18 protein-coding genes are annotated in these 15,950 nt (G+C 39.0%); 8 read left to right on the top strand and 10 right to left on the bottom strand.

Features of this window, described 5'->3' with window-relative positions; genetic code table 11:
• Positions 1-24: 24 nt before the first annotated feature.
• Complete coding sequence (locus tag ACH0BF_RS12645) at positions 25-927, bottom strand: DMT family transporter (RefSeq protein WP_340853711.1); 903 nt, start codon at positions 925-927, stop codon at positions 25-27.
• A gap of 870 nt (positions 928-1,797) precedes the next feature.
• Between ACH0BF_RS12645 and ACH0BF_RS12640 the strand changes: the two genes are divergently transcribed.
• A complete protein-coding gene (locus ACH0BF_RS12640) occupies positions 1,798-1,995 on the top strand; it encodes a hypothetical protein (RefSeq protein ID WP_406909437.1) in 198 nt (65 codons plus the stop codon).
• A 269-nt stretch (positions 1,996-2,264) separates the two neighbouring features.
• Here ACH0BF_RS12640 and ACH0BF_RS12635 read toward each other — a convergent pair whose 3' ends face one another.
• The 6 genes from ACH0BF_RS12635 to ACH0BF_RS12610 all read right to left on the bottom strand — a co-directional run bounded on the left by ACH0BF_RS12635 (position 2,265) and on the right by ACH0BF_RS12610 (position 6,508).
• Positions 2,265-2,456: a hypothetical protein gene (locus ACH0BF_RS12635; RefSeq protein WP_340853709.1), complete on the bottom strand. Its 192-nt coding sequence runs from the start codon at positions 2,454-2,456 to the stop codon at positions 2,265-2,267.
• Between the two features lie 234 nt (positions 2,457-2,690).
• Complete coding sequence (locus ACH0BF_RS12630; RefSeq protein WP_120032078.1) at positions 2,691-2,879, bottom strand: hypothetical protein; 189 nt, start codon at positions 2,877-2,879, stop codon at positions 2,691-2,693.
• A gap of 728 nt (positions 2,880-3,607) precedes the next feature.
• A complete protein-coding gene (locus ACH0BF_RS12625; RefSeq protein WP_120037776.1) occupies positions 3,608-4,399 on the bottom strand; it encodes a DUF817 domain-containing protein in 792 nt (263 codons plus the stop codon).
• A 40-nt stretch (positions 4,400-4,439) separates the two neighbouring features.
• Positions 4,440-4,664 carry a helix-turn-helix domain-containing protein gene (locus ACH0BF_RS12620; RefSeq protein WP_120032080.1) on the bottom strand — a complete coding sequence of 75 codons (225 nt, stop codon included), beginning with the start codon at positions 4,662-4,664 and terminating at the stop codon, positions 4,440-4,442.
• Positions 4,665-4,674: 10 nt separating this feature from the next.
• On the bottom strand, positions 4,675-5,157 hold the full coding sequence (locus tag ACH0BF_RS12615) for a DUF2975 domain-containing protein (protein WP_120032082.1): 483 nt from the start codon (positions 5,155-5,157) through the stop codon (positions 4,675-4,677).
• Positions 5,158-5,644: 487 nt separating this feature from the next.
• Positions 5,645-6,508: a manganese catalase gene (locus ACH0BF_RS12610; RefSeq protein ID WP_120032084.1), complete on the bottom strand. Its 864-nt coding sequence runs from the start codon at positions 6,506-6,508 to the stop codon at positions 5,645-5,647.
• A gap of 654 nt (positions 6,509-7,162) precedes the next feature.
• Here ACH0BF_RS12610 and ACH0BF_RS12605 point away from each other — a divergent pair.
• Entirely contained in the window at positions 7,163-7,348 is a 186-nt protein-coding gene (locus tag ACH0BF_RS12605) for a type Z 30S ribosomal protein S14 (RefSeq protein ID WP_120032086.1), read from the top strand.
• Between the two features lie 645 nt (positions 7,349-7,993).
• Positions 7,994-8,215, top strand: a complete 222-nt coding sequence (locus tag ACH0BF_RS12600; RefSeq protein ID WP_120032088.1) for a hypothetical protein — start codon at positions 7,994-7,996, stop codon at positions 8,213-8,215.
• A gap of 758 nt (positions 8,216-8,973) precedes the next feature.
• Here the strand turns inward: ACH0BF_RS12600 and ACH0BF_RS12595 are convergent.
• The 3 genes from ACH0BF_RS12595 to ACH0BF_RS12585 are packed head-to-tail and all read right to left on the bottom strand — an operon-like array spanning position 8,974 to position 11,418.
• The gene (locus ACH0BF_RS12595) at positions 8,974-9,801 is read right to left on the bottom strand and encodes a DUF4097 family beta strand repeat-containing protein (RefSeq protein WP_340853706.1); all 828 of its coding nucleotides are present in this window, start codon (positions 9,799-9,801) and stop codon (positions 8,974-8,976) included.
• Complete coding sequence (locus ACH0BF_RS12590) at positions 9,801-10,505, bottom strand: ABC transporter permease (protein WP_120032092.1); 705 nt, start codon at positions 10,503-10,505, stop codon at positions 9,801-9,803. The genes ACH0BF_RS12595 and ACH0BF_RS12590 overlap by 1 nt, the downstream gene beginning before the upstream one ends.
• Positions 10,489-11,418, bottom strand: a complete 930-nt coding sequence (locus ACH0BF_RS12585) for an ATP-binding cassette domain-containing protein (protein WP_120032095.1) — start codon at positions 11,416-11,418, stop codon at positions 10,489-10,491. Before ACH0BF_RS12585 ends, ACH0BF_RS12590 begins: the two co-directional genes overlap by 17 nt.
• A gap of 151 nt (positions 11,419-11,569) precedes the next feature.
• On the opposite strand from ACH0BF_RS12585, the gene ACH0BF_RS12580 reads away from it, so the two are divergent.
• The 5 genes from ACH0BF_RS12580 (at position 11,570) to aac(6') (ending at position 15,878) form a co-directional block, all read left to right on the top strand.
• A complete protein-coding gene (locus ACH0BF_RS12580; RefSeq protein ID WP_340853704.1) occupies positions 11,570-12,289 on the top strand; it encodes a response regulator transcription factor in 720 nt (239 codons plus the stop codon).
• Entirely contained in the window at positions 12,289-13,377 is a 1,089-nt protein-coding gene (locus ACH0BF_RS12575; protein ID WP_406909435.1) for a sensor histidine kinase, read from the top strand. Before ACH0BF_RS12580 ends, ACH0BF_RS12575 begins: the two co-directional genes overlap by 1 nt.
• 267 nt (positions 13,378-13,644) lie before the next feature.
• On the top strand, positions 13,645-13,983 hold the full coding sequence (locus ACH0BF_RS12570; RefSeq protein ID WP_406909434.1) for a TIGR04104 family putative zinc finger protein: 339 nt from the start codon (positions 13,645-13,647) through the stop codon (positions 13,981-13,983).
• A gap of 348 nt (positions 13,984-14,331) precedes the next feature.
• Complete coding sequence (gene mleCBF, locus ACH0BF_RS12565) at positions 14,332-15,171, top strand: CBF family alpha/beta fold macrolide esterase (protein WP_340853702.1); 840 nt, start codon at positions 14,332-14,334, stop codon at positions 15,169-15,171.
• A gap of 272 nt (positions 15,172-15,443) precedes the next feature.
• Entirely contained in the window at positions 15,444-15,878 is a 435-nt protein-coding gene (gene aac(6') / locus ACH0BF_RS12560; protein ID WP_340853701.1) for an aminoglycoside 6'-N-acetyltransferase, read from the top strand.
• Positions 15,879-15,950: the final 72 nt, after the last annotated feature.

Below are 15,950 nucleotides of genomic sequence, written 5' to 3'. Positions count from 1 at the left end.
AAGTGTAGTTTCTCCAGCACACAGTCAGCTTCTCTCTACGATCGATCCTTTTCTGGCTACGGGAGCATTTTTGCCTACTATTACAGAAAAGACCACCACCCCTGCTATGACAAGTGTGAAAAGTGTGACGGATTCATTCAAGAAGACGGCCGCAAATAGAATCATTAAAAATGGTTGTAAATATTGAATCTGACTCACTCTTGCTATTCCGCCCATGGCCATTCCACTATACCAGGCAACATAGGCGAGAAATTGACTAACGACTGCGAGATACATAAAACTAACCCAGGCCTGTAAAGGAGCATGGATCATTTCTGTTGTAAAGTGCAGCCCGACTGGAAGAATGAAAAATGGGGCACCGATCATGATGGCCCAAGCAATCACCTGCCAGCTGCCTAATTCTCTTGCCAATCTTCCTCCTTCCGCATAGCTAAGCCCAAGTATGATCACCGCTGCCAATAAAGCTAAATCAGCAAATTGCAATTGGCCAAACCCAAGATGAAGAGCATACATAATAACAGCTAAAGAGCCGATTACACTGGAAAGCCAGAATTTAAGAGAAGGCCGTTCGCCTGCTCTAAACATAGCAAATCCCGCTGTTGCTAATGGCAACAGGGCTAATTCCACAGCACCATGAGAAACAGGCAAGGATTCCATCGCCCAGGAAGTAAGGAGAGGAAATCCTAAAACTGCTCCACAAGCAACAATAACTAGACTTTTAAATTGGCTAAGAGAAGGCAGTTTTTCTTTTCGCACTATCAATATTATCGCTACTAAAATAGCGGCAACCACTGTTCTTCCTAAACCGACGACGGCAGTCCCAAAGTACTCCACTGCCACCCTTGTAGCTGGGAGTGTTAAGCTAAAACAAATGACACCTATTAACCCTAACAATAATCCAATTTTCTCGCTTGTCTCTCTCTGCATTTTGTCCTACCCCTATCTTTTAAATTCGTATTATATCTGTCCCATTTTCTGCTTTTCTAAAAATAGTTCTGATATAACTCAAATAATAACGGGGTACATGCCATAAAATGAATCGTCTTTTTCTCCATCTGTACTGGTACAATTAAAAGAGAATGAATATAGTCACTTAAACCAAATCACAAAAAAATCCTATATGATTTTGTAAGCACGCTACGGTTTGATTCAAATTTATAAACTGAAACATAGAAAGCCCGCTGAAGAAATATCCAATTTAGCAGGCTTTTTGCTTTGTTAATGATCTTGCATTTAAACATGGCAGTGTAATTAATATTTCTTTGCCCGTGGCCATCACTGCAGCCAAACTCAATCATAGAAGCCTGTATCTTCCTCTATGAGTATGGGGAAAAGATTGATGTTAATGGTTTTCACTCCGGGTAACTAACAGGTAAAACATAAATATCCCCAAGCTTTCGGAAGAACAGTAAGTCTCTTCTTTGAAAGGGGGAATGGTGTATGCCTAAAGATATGATTACGTCTAGCGTGTGACAAAGATTTATTACTTTTGGAGGCTTTCTTTTTATTGCTGTTCTCTAGCTTTTTAAGTAAGGAGAGGCTCTAGCCCGCCCAGGGTATTTCAGGTTATGGCACATTACGTCTGTAGTATGCCCATTAAATAATAATTAAAATCATAAAAAGACCTTCATGCTAAAGAATAATCTCTGAAGATGATGACACAATAACTGTTATAAGTAGCAAACTATCGACGCAAACAACCACTTCTATTTCTCTTTGCTATTCGCCTCAGAGGGGTTGGGTGCTTGATACTTGCTGCTTACTTTTTATTACAAAGACAACTAAGGAGGAATACACATGAACAATAACAATAATAACAACCGTAATTTGAACAACAACAATAATAATAACAACCGTAATAAAGAACTGGATCTAAACAATGTAAACCTTGAGCTTGGACTTGATAACGAAATCGAGAACCTTGATAACAGAAACAACCGCAATAACAATAACAACCGTAACAATCGCCACAACAACAATAATAACAACTGCTAATATCTCCTTAAAAGAAACGTTTAGAGCGGGACAAGTGAGAGCGTCACTATAAACGGTGACGCTCCTAAATAGGCCATTTCTTCTCAGAAAACATATTTCTTTTTTCTCGTCCATTTAAAAGTCTTTTACTGATTATTCGCCAGCAGAATCCTCTTCAATCATATACTACAATTTTATATAGGCTTTGGTTCTTGGAAATTTATCGATGTTCCAACTAAGCAAAAAGCAGCAGTGAAAAATAGCACGTCGAAAAAGGCTTGTTCTGCCCATCAAACAGTAGCCTTGATTTTATATTCCTTTACCTTATCCAAATTAACTACGCCATTTTCTACTATATAAAATCCTTTCATTCTTTCCAGTTCATTCTTCAGTTCCTCTTCTGAATTTTTCTGTACGTTCAATGTGATGACTTGATTATTTTTCAGATAAAAGTCAATTGAATAAGTTTTTATTTTACACACCCCCTCCTACCTACACATTTCCATAAGAACGGGTATTTTCCTATACTATTCATTCGACAAATCACACCAATAGAGCCAGTAAGCCCCTATCTGCTGTTAAAGAAGCTGATCCTTCTCTTCATTAAAGCGAAAGCGGCAATCACATTTGCAACATAAAAAGGAACACCAATCTCTAAGGCAGCTGCAAAGCTGCTTTAAAGTTTTGATGCCCTTCTTTTTACTGTTAAGCTATTGTTAATCCTCTAAGAAATATACTTTCTCTACTCTCCATTCAACTGGCACACCATCTGTATGAAATGTAGGAAAATAAGTGTAGACAAACTCTTTCATTTGTTCTTCTGTTGGGTATTCATCAAAATGTTGACTCTTGATCAATTCCATACACACAATTTGAAACCGGTGTTTTACTTTAACTTGTTTCATTCATAAGTATCCTTTCTTGTTGCACTATTCCTTACTTTCTTCACTATAGAGTCGTTACATCATTACAACAGATCCTCCTTTCCACAAAATACAGTTCTATATACCCTTTTATTTTTTCATCAAACCACATTTATGAATCTTTATCTTCATTTTAAACTATATCTAAATACCCATTAAATAGCTAATATATTTTTTAAACATCAGCTATTCTTCCACACCACAGTTTGTATAGTAAAATAAGGAACAAAGCCCTTTCTGAAAGGTGTGGGATTTATACGGGAAGAAAGCACTCGCAATTTTCTTTTAATAAGTTCTTACGGCACACTGGGCATAGCTATTTTTTCACTATATACGTATGGTACAAACAAAAATTTTCTCGTACTTATTTACGGTTTTTAAGCTCTTTTATCATTGCAATAATAAGTTTAGTTATTTGGACGGTATGGTTGATCGGGCCAGTCTACCTTGAACCCGAATAGGCTTCTACAGAAGGTTCTCTCAACATAATGACGGCCAATTTATTATGGATTTTTAGTGTAGCTCTCTTGCTTGTAGGGATCGCTAAGAAGCAATAGTATAATCAAATAAGGCGTAGTTGAATTTTCCTGTTCATACCAACGGGGCCTCCTAACACGTCGACTTTTTTTATGCCGGAAGACATTCGACTAAAAAAAGCCGAATTCCTTATTGTGCTAAGGATTCGACTTTCTTGAAGCGGTTCTTAATGGCTATAGAAATTGATCAGCGTCTATCTTAGAGGGAGCTTTTCCCTTAACCTGTTTTAACGTGGCTACTATAAGAAAGCTAACAATCACTAATAAAAGCCATGAACTTACCTTTCCTAGATGAACGAGACTCCATGCATCCGCTTGGTTTGGATATTTCCAAGCGCCAAAGAATGTCGCAATATTTTCGGCAATCCATATAAAAAAACCGATAAGTATGAAAGAAAGTACGAGCGGCATACGGTAACGAATCCCCCCAACCTCATATAGGACCCAGGATTGCCAGAAGACGATAATGACAAGTCCCGATAACCACCAACGAACATCAATCCAATAATGATGGATGAAAAAGTTCAAATAAATCGCAGCTGCCAACGGTACAACCGTCAAAAAAGACGGCCACTTAATCAGTTCAACCTTAAGTCTTCTCCACGCCTGACAAAGATAACTCGCTACACTCGCGTACATGAACCCGCTATATAGAGGCACGCCAAAAATTTTGGCATACCCTTCCTCTGGATAAGACCAGGAGCCCATATGTACCTTAAAAAGCTCAAGAGCAAGCCCGATCAAGTGAAACAAGGTAATAACCTTTAATTCATCCCTTGTTTCAAGCCCTGAATGCACCATCCACCACTGCATTAAAAGGCAGATAATGAGCAACCAGTCATACCGCGGCAGGAAGGGAAGCGGGATAATTTGTGTCAAAGCCAAAGAGGCAAAAATAACGACAGGAAACAAACATGATAATGCCTGCTCCCACCCGAAACGAACGAGTTGTTTCAGCGCTCCCATGATTTGTGCGTTCAACGGTTCCTTCTGATATGCCACTTTATTATTCATCTTGGTCGTCTTCATCATTTCTATATTCTAAAATATCTCCGGGCTGACAGTCTAAAGCTTTACAAATCGCTTCTAAAGTTGATAATCGAATCGCTTTTGCCTTTCCATTCTTCAATATAGAAAGATTAGCCATCGTTATTCCAACCCTCTCCGAAAGTTCAGTGACGCTCATTTTCCTTTTAGCCAGCATAACATCAATATTAATTATAATTGCCATCTCATTCACCTCAGACCGTTAAATCATTTTCTGATTTTATATCAATTGCATCTTTCAAGAGCCTTTGAAGAACAGCAGCAAAGACTGCAATCACCAGTGAAGCAAAGATGATGATTAATCCGATGACTATGATGCCTGGGGCGTCGTCCTTCTCTGCTATCAGATATAAGAGCGGCAGATTCATTACGTACAGGACACTAATTGTGATAGCACAGTATTTTATATTCTTTAAGGATTTTACAGACAGTTCCGAGAATGCATGATTCTTATCGATGTAATGCAAAAGCTGAAAAGCCTGATACAAAGCGAAGTAAAAAGGAATCGCCGCTGCATACAAACCGATGAACATGAGATATTTCAAATATAGGCGATCCGGGTATAATTCTGCTGTAAAATTCGCAATCTCAGGCACCACAAATATGCACAAAGCAAGAACTGGAAGTCCAATGATAATAACTGCTATCTTTAGAAAAAGTGTTGTTCCTCTTTCCATAAAAAGCACCTCACTTATTTATTTTCCACTTGATTTTAACAAGTTATTTATCGTTTTACAATAAATTTTTATCTATTTTTATTATATTTTTGTTGTTATGTTACTATCCTTTTATCTTAGACAAAGACAAAAAAAGCATTCCTACTACATAGAAGCACTCCACAACTTTGAGCTATTCCCTTTATCACTGTTCCAACAGCATTGAAAGCAAAGCGCCTGTACGAGCGGCATAGCTCCATTTCTTCTTCTTTTTTGTCAAAAATACCCTCACCTGATTGAATAAAAGATACATCTAGTTTGTTAAATAATTTGTGTGGAACTATCCGTCCCGCTTGGAAAAGTAGGAAATAAAAAAACACCCCTTCCAGGGTGCTGTGCACTTATAAAAAAGACGGGCTGCTAAGAATGATAAACTTCATATTTCTTCACTTATCAAATAAAACCTAAAGGATGCTCTTTCTCCTTCTTGCTCAAATGAACGAATCTGCTAACACATGCTTGGGGGAATGTTCGTCGGGTTGGCTTTAAGGGCTGCTGGCGGGGTATTGAATATATATGGTGGGGCAGGCTTCAGTTTTGGCGCTTTAGCACAAGGAAGAGGGTTTTCCACGTAATTGAATGTCCCCTGACAATCCATACTAATTCCATGGGCCCATCGCCCTTCAGCACTTTCATTTCCTCGTGAAAAATTAAACAGCGTATAAGCGACTTCACGTTTTTCCAATTCCTTTGGAAATGCTACCGGGACAACAATCCCCCTTTCTGCTGCCTCCAGTTCCTTGATAGCTGCGATCCATTGATTCTGATGCATGGTATCTCTCGCTATTAACCATGAAAGCATATCCTTGACGCCTCTATCATTCGTTTCCTCGTACAAGCGAACGGCTTGCAATCGCCCTTGAGATTCTGCATTTAAATTAGCTCTAAAATCAGCTAAAAGATTTCCGCTCGCAATAATATAATCAGCCGTCCATCGATTGCCGACACTGTCTGCCGGCATGGCTCCTAGTCCGGATACGATCACGTGCTGTGGATTCATTCCTCCAAGAATAGCTCCTATTATTGGATCTTTCGCTGCCTCTTCCAGGTCGCCAACCGGAGCACCATCCAATAAACGGGCAATCATTGTCGCTAACATTTCTATGTGGGCCAGCTCTTCGGTTCCCGTATCCATTAATAAATCTTTATACTTCCCATTCCCCCGCACACTCCATCCTTGGAACAAGTATTGCAAGGCAACAGAGATTTCGCCGAATTGCCCGCCTAAAACTTCCTGTAGCTTTTTCGCATATAACGGATCAGGTCTTTCCGGCTTTGCATGATATTGTAATTCCTTAATGTGGTAGAACAATCCACTCACCTCTTCTTGAAATGTGGTCACGCTAATAAGGTTCAAGTTATACTATTAGCTGGCACTTTATTAGGTGCGTGTCCCGTCATCCCCCTACCATAAGGTAAAACATAGGATTGTGGCTTATTCAATGCTCGTCTGCTTTTTCAGTGGCTTGAAATAAAAGTAAAACCTTCTTATTAATCATTTGTTCGTGTTCTTCGTCATGAATAAATACACGAAAAGAGTCAACCTCTCCTCGTCGTTGACTCCATTTTTTGTTTTATTCTGCCCTTTCTTGAGAAATAGATAAATGCCTCTCTAATTTCCATAAGCTTTTTTCCTAGAAACCTCTGTATGATACTAGTTAAATCGACTCCATTTAAATCTCTTTCCTGCTATCTCTTGCATTTTCTTCGCTTTCTTGTTCATCCATATCAATTTAAATCCTAGGTTTGTCTTTGCTCGTTTGATTTCTTTTTCTCCAGCTCTTCATCTGTAATTCCGTTAGAAGACTTGTCCAAATGTCTCTTCCGTTTTTCCAATGAAATACGGTTTTTCCTATAAAGCAATAAAGCCTTTATCTAATTACCAACAGACTCCTATGTCATTAGAATTATTATTAGGTTATAATAATAAATGTCTCCTATCCTTAATCACAAAGGAGGTTAAAATATGGCCAAGAAGTCTATGATCGCTAAACAAAAACGCACCCCAAAATATAAAGTACAAGAATATACACGCTGCGAAAAATGCGGAAGACCCCATTCTGTTTATCGTAAATTTAAGCTTTGCCGTATTTGCTTCAGAGAACTTGCTTATAAAGGGCAAATTCCTGGAATAAAGAAAGCCAGCTGGTAATAAAATTAAAATAAGTCTCCTAAATAGGAGACTTATTTTTTTAATAAATACGAATCCCTAGTAAAGTTTGGTATAATTCCACTTGTCGACAAATTTCTTCTCTGTCTTACAAATAACGTTCATCATTATACTATTAGTTACTGGAAAGGGGAGCTTCCTTTGATTCCGATAGATCTTATTTGTCATGAACTCAAACGGTTAACAGACGACTATTATAAATGCAAAAATCCCATTATAAAAACCTATATTTATTCTGATATTAAACTTTTAAGCAAAGCCCTATTTCTAAGTGACCAGTCAGACGTATAAATAGCCCAAGCCTCTTTTCTTTCCGATACATACTATTGATCTTACTGATCTGTTTCATTCAATAGAATTGGCCCTAGATAAGCTGGGAGCTTTCCTGGCTTTTTTATTTTTCTTCTACTTTTATCCACCAACCTAATTGTATGTTAGTACCCCTATTCATATTTTTATATTTCCCCCTATTTGATGAAACACCTTTTCCTTTTTACGCCATGTTACAAAAAAGTAAAAAACGTCATCAAACTTTCCATATACAAGGAAAAAAATACAAATTATAATTAATTATAGAAAAGTAGTATTGAATCACTTCTTTTAGCCTAAAAAAAGGAGATAACGACCTTGTCTTTAGACCATACCAAAAACATGTTAAAAACCATGATGTTTTATAGTAACTGCCAAATCACTCAAACGGTTTCTAAAAACCAAAAAAGGGTACTCTCTGTAAACTATCAGAAAGAAAAGAAGCTGTTTGAAATAACTTATTTAGAAACAGCCGCTATTGAAACTTATGGCGACATTGAATCAACTGCTCTGGCAATAGAAAAAGCCATAAAAGACTAATTTCAGACCACTCTTCCTAGAGTGTAATTCCTTATTGAATCTAAATACCTACTTCACCTTCTTTTTGAGGCAAGCTAGACGATCCTTCTGACACCCTGTAGGCTCTTCCGCTAGATTTTCATGAGCAATAGGCCTTTCTATATCTTCTACTAAAAGAAGATCCCCTCATTTCCACACCTCTTCATCTGCGATCCGGTTAGAAAGTCTTATTCCCTTCCTTCTTGTCACTTTTCAGCAAGTAGGAACTACGTTTGTAGAAGTATCTGTTATTTTTCTGTAGAGTTATAATCTAGTTAGTTTCAATATATGGAACAGAGGTAATTTTTTTATGAAACACTTTACATTTTTTATTTTTCAATCAGTATTATTTAGTTTGTTTTTTGTTGTCAATTTTTATTTTGATGAATATATCAGTCCTCCATTTACTCGTATTGATCTAATAGCATCATGTATATTTTTACTTCTTGCCATGCTGGTTTCAAAACCGATCATTCATTTTTATAGACATTTCAGTACCATTCGTCTTCGAATAAAGTTTCTTCTCTCCATACCAGCCTTTATTTCAGCCACCTTATTAGGAGGATTCTTCCTATCTTTATTAATGGGAGAAGCCCTCTTCAATCTCTAAAGTTCCCTATACAGTTTCTTTTGGCTGTAAGCCCCCTTTAGAATGTTCGGATGCTTCTGAAAAGTTTTCTAGGTTCATTCCCCTTGAAGCAAATGTGAGTGGGCAAGGGGATTTTTATGTACTCTATTTTTTATTGAATAACAAGCCCGCCATCTTCGGTTTTAGCCGAAAGACGATTCGTCCCGTCGCCAATAGCATGAGTGTTTCTATCATATTTAGGTAACTCAATCTTCATATCTTCACCAGCCGTCACCAATTGAAGCGAAGCAGGTGTTTTTATATATTGAATACCGATATCACCTGAAACACTTTTCAATTGTATATTCGGCTGTTCCGTAGCCTCTGTTATTTTAATTTGTCCGTCAGCTGTTCGTATCGTATGTGCTGTGCCTGTGCTTTCTTTTATGGAGACATCGCCTGCATCTGTTGTGATCGATAAATTTTTGAGACTACTTTTAGCAATTTTCACCATGCCGTCTGCCGTGGAAAACTCAGCATTTGAGACGATTACATTTTTTACATGCGCCATGCCAGCGGAGGTTCCTGCCTGTATTGTATCCAACTCCAAACCTTGAATGATAAGATCGCCATAGGCACCGTTAATTGTAAGAGCTTTACTTTGGGACTTCGGCAGTTTCATGACCACGGTTGGCATGGGACGAAAGTGAATATTTTCTTGCCATTTTTTCTTTTGGCGTGTCTCCTTCAGGACGAATGTATTGTTTTTTTGACTAACTGACAGTATATTTTTATTTAATGTATGCCCCTTTATTTGAAGATGTATTTTATCATCAGGTGAATCGGCAATATCAATATTTAACTCATCTAGTGTAATGTCGATATACGGCATCGCTTTATACCCGCCGATTGCTACCGTTTTAACAGGCTGTTTCAGATAAAGAATGAGGCCTGCACCCATTGTTCCGAGCAATAATAAAACAAACATTTTTCGTAGCATTAGGCCACATCCTTTACATCAATGCTGCGGAACGACAGATAGGCAATCCCCAATCCAAACAATGCCAGGATAAGTGGAATAAATACGACATCCGCTAAGCTGAAGGTGTCCCCACCGTCTGAAACTGTGGCATTAATTAAAAAGCCGATAATGACCGCTGAGGTAATTGTTGTTGAGGTGGACTTTTTTCGCATACCGAAAAACAGTGGAATCAATGCGATGGCCCCCATCATTAATGCGTTTGATACTACCTTTGGAGAAACGGAGAATATTTCTTGTAATGTGACCGTGCCTTCAAATAGTCCGAGTGAAGGCTGCAAAAAATACGTGATCATTTGCATGAGCCAAAGGCCGATTAATAGACTTCCCGCCGTAAAGGCATAAGCAAGTGTTAATTTAGCCAACAATAGTTTTTTCCGTTGTATCGGATATGTGAATACCACTTGTATTGTTTTAGTGCGAAATTCTGAAATAATTAAGCGCGATAAAATAACACTGCCGAAAATAATAAAGGTAATATTCGATAGGATGGTGAGGAGCGACATAAATTCATGAAAGGAGCTCATTGCGCCATCCATTTCATTTTTTGAACTTAAGGCAATGAGCGCCACAAATCCATAAATGCCAATCATACAAAAGGCAAAGCTTTTAAAATAGCGGGTCATTTGATGTTTTTTCCATTCCAGCTTAATTAAATGCAGCATGTGTGTACCCTCCTTTGATGCGGTTAATAAAGTATTCCTCCAACGTTTGATGCACCATTTCCACTCTCTCAACGTCTACTCCGTGTAAAATCAAGTGTTTCGTTAAATCGGCTGTTTTTACATTTACTTTTGTAAGGCGCAATGTCGTTGCGTTAATGATTTGTACCTTGGCCTGAAACGCTTCTTCCAGCAATTGCTTTGCTTTTCCTGCGTCGCTTACCATGATCTCTGTCGTTGGCTGATGCTGCTCGCGCAATGCAGGCATGGCGATTTCCTCGATTAATTTTCCATCCTTTAATACGCCGATTGTATCGGCAATAGACTCAATTTCAGCTACGATATGACTGGAAATTAAGATGGTCATGTCGTATTGTTTTTTCAAAGTAACAAGCAGCTCCCTCACTTCTTTAATGCCGACAGGATCTAACCCGTTAATGGGTTCATCTAAAATTAAAATTTTTGGTTTTGTAATGATGGCGCGCGCAATCGCTAAGCGTTGACGCATACCAAGGGAAAATTCCTTTACTTTTTTCTTTTCAATTTGCTGCAAGCCAACGGTCTCTAACACCTTTTCCAAGCGGCGATGATCGTCATAGCCTATATAGGCACAGTGCAATTGCAGATTTTGCTGCGCAGTAAGGTCCTCATAAAAAATCGGATACTCAATTAAACTGCCGATGTCTTTTAAGTAGCTATAGGAAGTGGCCGCAATCGATTCATTTTGTATAATAATGTCGCCAGAAGATGGCTTAACTAAATTTAACAGCATTTTCATAACCGTTGTTTTGCCAGAACCATTTGGACCAAGAAATCCGTATATTTCCCCCTTTTTCACTTTCATGCTTACATGATTGATGATGAGCTCAGATGTAAAGCGTTTCGTTAATTGATGCGTTTGAATAATATAAGTCACATGCGAAACCTCCTGTTTTTTGCTTATATCAAGCGTAAAAGATGAAAGTAAAAATAAAGTAAACTGGCAGGAAAATGTACGTAATATTTATTTTTAAGATAGGTATAAAAAGAAAAACTTGTTAGGATAGAAATAGGAAAGAGGGATTACAATGACAGACGACGCTAAAATTTTAATTGTGGATGATGAAGTCGGCATTTTAAAACTGCTTACCATTACATTACAGAAAGAACATTTTTCTCATATCGTCACCGCATCAACGAAAGAAGAAGCCATGCAAACCCTATTCAAGCAAGACTTCCATATTATTTTGCTTGATGTCATGCTGCCGGATGGTGATGGCTTTGCCTTATGCTCAGCGATTCGTCAGCAAACAACAGCCCCCATTTTATTTATTAGTGCACGCTCGAGCGATTTCGATAAATTAACTGGGTTAAGCGTCGGTGGTGACGACTATATTACCAAGCCATTTAATCCGCTTGAAGTAGTAGCCAGAATACGCGCTATTTTACGACGCCAGCGTGTGTATGAAAAACAATCGTCACAGCCCGAGGCCAAAAGCTTTGTATACGATACGTTTGCTTTTTCACCTGACGAAGCCTTATTAACCATACGAGGAGAAGCAGTGGAAGCGACGGCGAAAGAATTAGAGTTACTCCATTTCTTTTGTAAAAACCCGAACCGCGTGTTCACCACAGCGCAAATTTATGCGTTCGTTTGGGGAGAAGATGTGTTTGGGGAAGAAAAAACCGTTACCATCCATATTGCTAAACTGCGTAAAAAACTAGGAGATAATACGAGAAAGCCAAGTATTATTGTGAATTTGCGCGGGATTGGCTATAAATTTATTCCGCCAACAGGTGAGGCATAATGAAAATTCAACAACGCTTTATTTGGCATTTACTATTAGGCTCGTTGATTTGGCTGCTGCTGTTAGCGATCATATTGCCAACTGTTATGGATGGGATTTTACCAAAGTTCGGACTTGGCGGTGAGCGTTATGAATGGCTGGTGCTCATTGTTGTTGGCATGGTGACGGTGCTGTGCATGTTACTATTTGGCTGGTACTTTGGCAGCCCATTGCTGCTTGTGATGAAATGGATTAACCAGCTTGCCCATGAAGATTTTTCCCCGCTGCAAGAGTGCGAGAAAATGTATACACGGAAGAAAAAATTAAAGATGCGCTATCGCTTGTATCAGGAAGTGATTACGCAGCTTGCTGATATGCGCTTGCAGTTAGAAAAAGCGAAAATTGAACGCGCTCAGGTAGAGGAAGCGAAGCGCGATTGGATTGCAGGCATTTCACATGATTTAAAAACGCCGCTCACTTATATTAAAGGCTATTCTACCTTGCTATTAAACTCTGATTATGATTGGTCAAAAGAAGAGCAGCAAAATTTTATTCAAGAAATTGATCTCAAAAGCTCGCATCTAGAGCAACTGGTGCAGGATTTAAATTTAGCCATGCGCTTTGATGGTTCACAGGCCATACCGATCCATAAAACAAAGCAAAATATTGTGGAGTTCGTTCAGAGCGTCTTAGCTGATGTGAGCAATGATTTACGTGCAGAGCCTCATCACTTCGAATTGCATTTTACGACGCCGGATATACAACTAGCATTTGATGATCATTTATTACGGCGTGCGCTGCAAAATATTTATATGAATGCTGTGCTTCATAACGAAGCTTCCGTAAATATTGAGACAACCATCGAACAGCAGGTACGAGGTATTGTTATTCATATTGAGGATGATGGAATTGGCTTGAACGAGGAAACGAAACAAAATTTGTTTAATCGCTATTATCGCGGAACGACGACTGAGCAAAAATCAGAGGGGACCGGTTTAGGCATGGCTATTGTTAAATCTTTAATCGGAGCGCATGATGGTGCCATCACGGTCGAAAGTACAGAGCAGCAAGGCACATCATTTACAATTACATTGCCAATGGTAAAGTAGATTTCTAAAGCAATACCGCTTAACAAAGGAGCCCCTTCCCCAAGGATGCAAGAAAGGGTTCAGCTATACCATCGATGTAGACAATGATCTTTTCCCAACCAAAGTTTTCTTAGATAATGTATATAGACCAAAAGAGCCTATCCTCTAAACAAGGAATAGGCCCTTTGATTTTCTCCTGCTCTCACTCGCTAAAATAAAATCACTTCCTTCTCATTGCCCTATGCAGTATCATTAATAGAAGAACTTCATTAAATCATCTTTAGGGAGGTGTTAAACATCAATCTGCAAAAATGCGAAACTTGTCATCGCAGGTTCAAATGGACTGAAATTTACCCCTCACTTTTCATTGAAAGCAGAGCTCTGTATTGCAAACAATGTCAAACCCACTATACAATGATTCATTCTTCACGTTTAACTTATTCTGCCCTATGTGTACTAATAGCCATACTGCTATGTTACTTCACTATTTATCGCTATCATTTGAGCTGGCCATCCATCTTTGTGTATCTTCTATTGATGACTTTAACCTCCTTCCTTTTTCCGCTCTGCGCAAAGTATCAGCGTTCTCAAGAAACAGAAGAAAAATCTATAAATACGACCCGTTAGTTGAATATCTCGGGCCTTATTTTTTATGTATGACACATTGAGATTTACTGCATATCAAATTATATAAAAACTTTCTTTATTTTAGATTTTCCTAGAAACATGGTTGCACAGCCATATTTGATAAAACATAGAGAAATTTCGGTATGTGAGGAAACTACGTTATGTTATAGTCATACATATAAGGGGTGATCCCCTTTCTAACTCTAGTCAAAAGGAGGCCTCGTCATGATTATTAAGTGGGTTCGACTGCGATAATTAAAGGGGCAGGCCAATGAGACTCCGGAAAGAGTTTATTGATCTGCGCCTTAATAACGGCGATTAGATAATAAATTATACGGAGGTAAAAATATGAGTGAACAGATAGTGAAAATAAATAATGTAGATATATGCACAGAATGCTTTGGAAACCGTAAGGACCCTGCCGTACTTTTGATTATGGGAGCGATGTCTTCATTGGATTGGTGGGATGAGGATTTTTGTCTCCACCTCGCTGATCAAGGGCGATTTGTCATTCGTTATGATCATCGGGATCTTGGGCGATCGACAGTATATGAGCCTGGTACTTCCAACTATACAATAACGGACATGGCCGATGACGCGGCAGGTGTGCTAGATGCTTATTCTATAGAGCAGGCACATATCGTTGGAATGTCCTTAGGCGGTATGATCGGCCAGATTCTTGCCCTGAGATATCCAGAACGCACACTCACGCTTACACTCATTGCATCAAGTGTGTTTGGGACTGAAGCGGAAAAGTTGCCTCCAATGGATCAAAGCATACTGGATCACCATGCGAAGAATGCATCGATAGATTGGTGCGATCGAGAGGCCGTTATTGCCTATCTGGCAGATGGGTGGAAAACTTTAGCTGGATCCAAACCTTATGAACAAGCAAGAATGTATAAACTGGCGGCAAAAGAATACGATCGTGCCAAACAGCTACCAAGCAGGTTTAATCATGCCATGCTACAAGGCGGAGACGAGTATTTCGATCGAATGAATGAGATCGACGTACCTGTGCTCATTATTCATGGTACAGAGGACCCAGCCTTGCCATACGAGCACGGGCTTGCTCTTGCAAAAGCCATCCCTCATGCTGAATTAGTGGCTCTTGATGGATCAGGACATGAAATTCATTGTGAAGACTGGGATCAAATTATCCATTCAATAATAAAGCTTGGTTCCTGATAAGCGAATCATTCCCTTCTTCCTTTGCCGTTCAAATAGATGGATTTCCAAAAGATAAGCAGGCTTCACATTTATCATTAGAAAAGGGGCCGCTCTGGTCCCTTTCTCTTTTCTCGCTTCATTCAGCCTAATGGTTCATCTCTGTTACCTGAAATTCTTATAAGGAAAATTTACATTTACATATTGGCGTTTGTTTTCAAGGAGCCTGAAATGGAGCCACACTCGCCAAACGACTGGCATATCGCAGACAGACTGAATGGGGAGGTTCTTTTATGCTAAGAGAGGCAACATTATCAGATACGAAAGAAGCTGCTCAACTTGCTTTGTTGCTCTGGCCTGGACATACTTTGGAGGAACTTATACACGAAATGACACAGCTTCTTGGCCAGCCAGATGCGACTATAATTTTGGCTTATGATAGCAATGAAGCCATTGGGTTTGCCCAATGCCAATTGCGCTATGATTATGTTGAAGGGACAACTTCAAGCCCTGTGGGATATTTAGAGGGACTCTATGTAAAAGAAGCTTTTCGTAAGCAAGGGGTTGCAAGAAGCCTAATTCATACGTGCGAAAATTGGGCTAGAGAACGGGGCTGCCAGGAGTTTGCTAGTGACTGTGAATTAGGAAACAAAGAAAGTTTAGCGATGCATCTTAAATTAGGATTTAGCGAAGCCAATCGTATCATTTGTTTTACAAAGAGGTTATAGGTATATAAATGAAAAACTCTTCAAACACAATTAACAGACAGCCCCTTTATATACACTTTGTCCAAAGGGGCT

Origin of the sequence: Pseudobacillus sp. 179-B 2D1 NHS (assembly GCF_045370945.1) — a bacterium.
GTDB lineage: Bacteria > Bacillota > Bacilli > Bacillales > Domibacillaceae > Pseudobacillus.
This window is presented reverse-complemented; position numbering and strand designations above follow the sequence as displayed.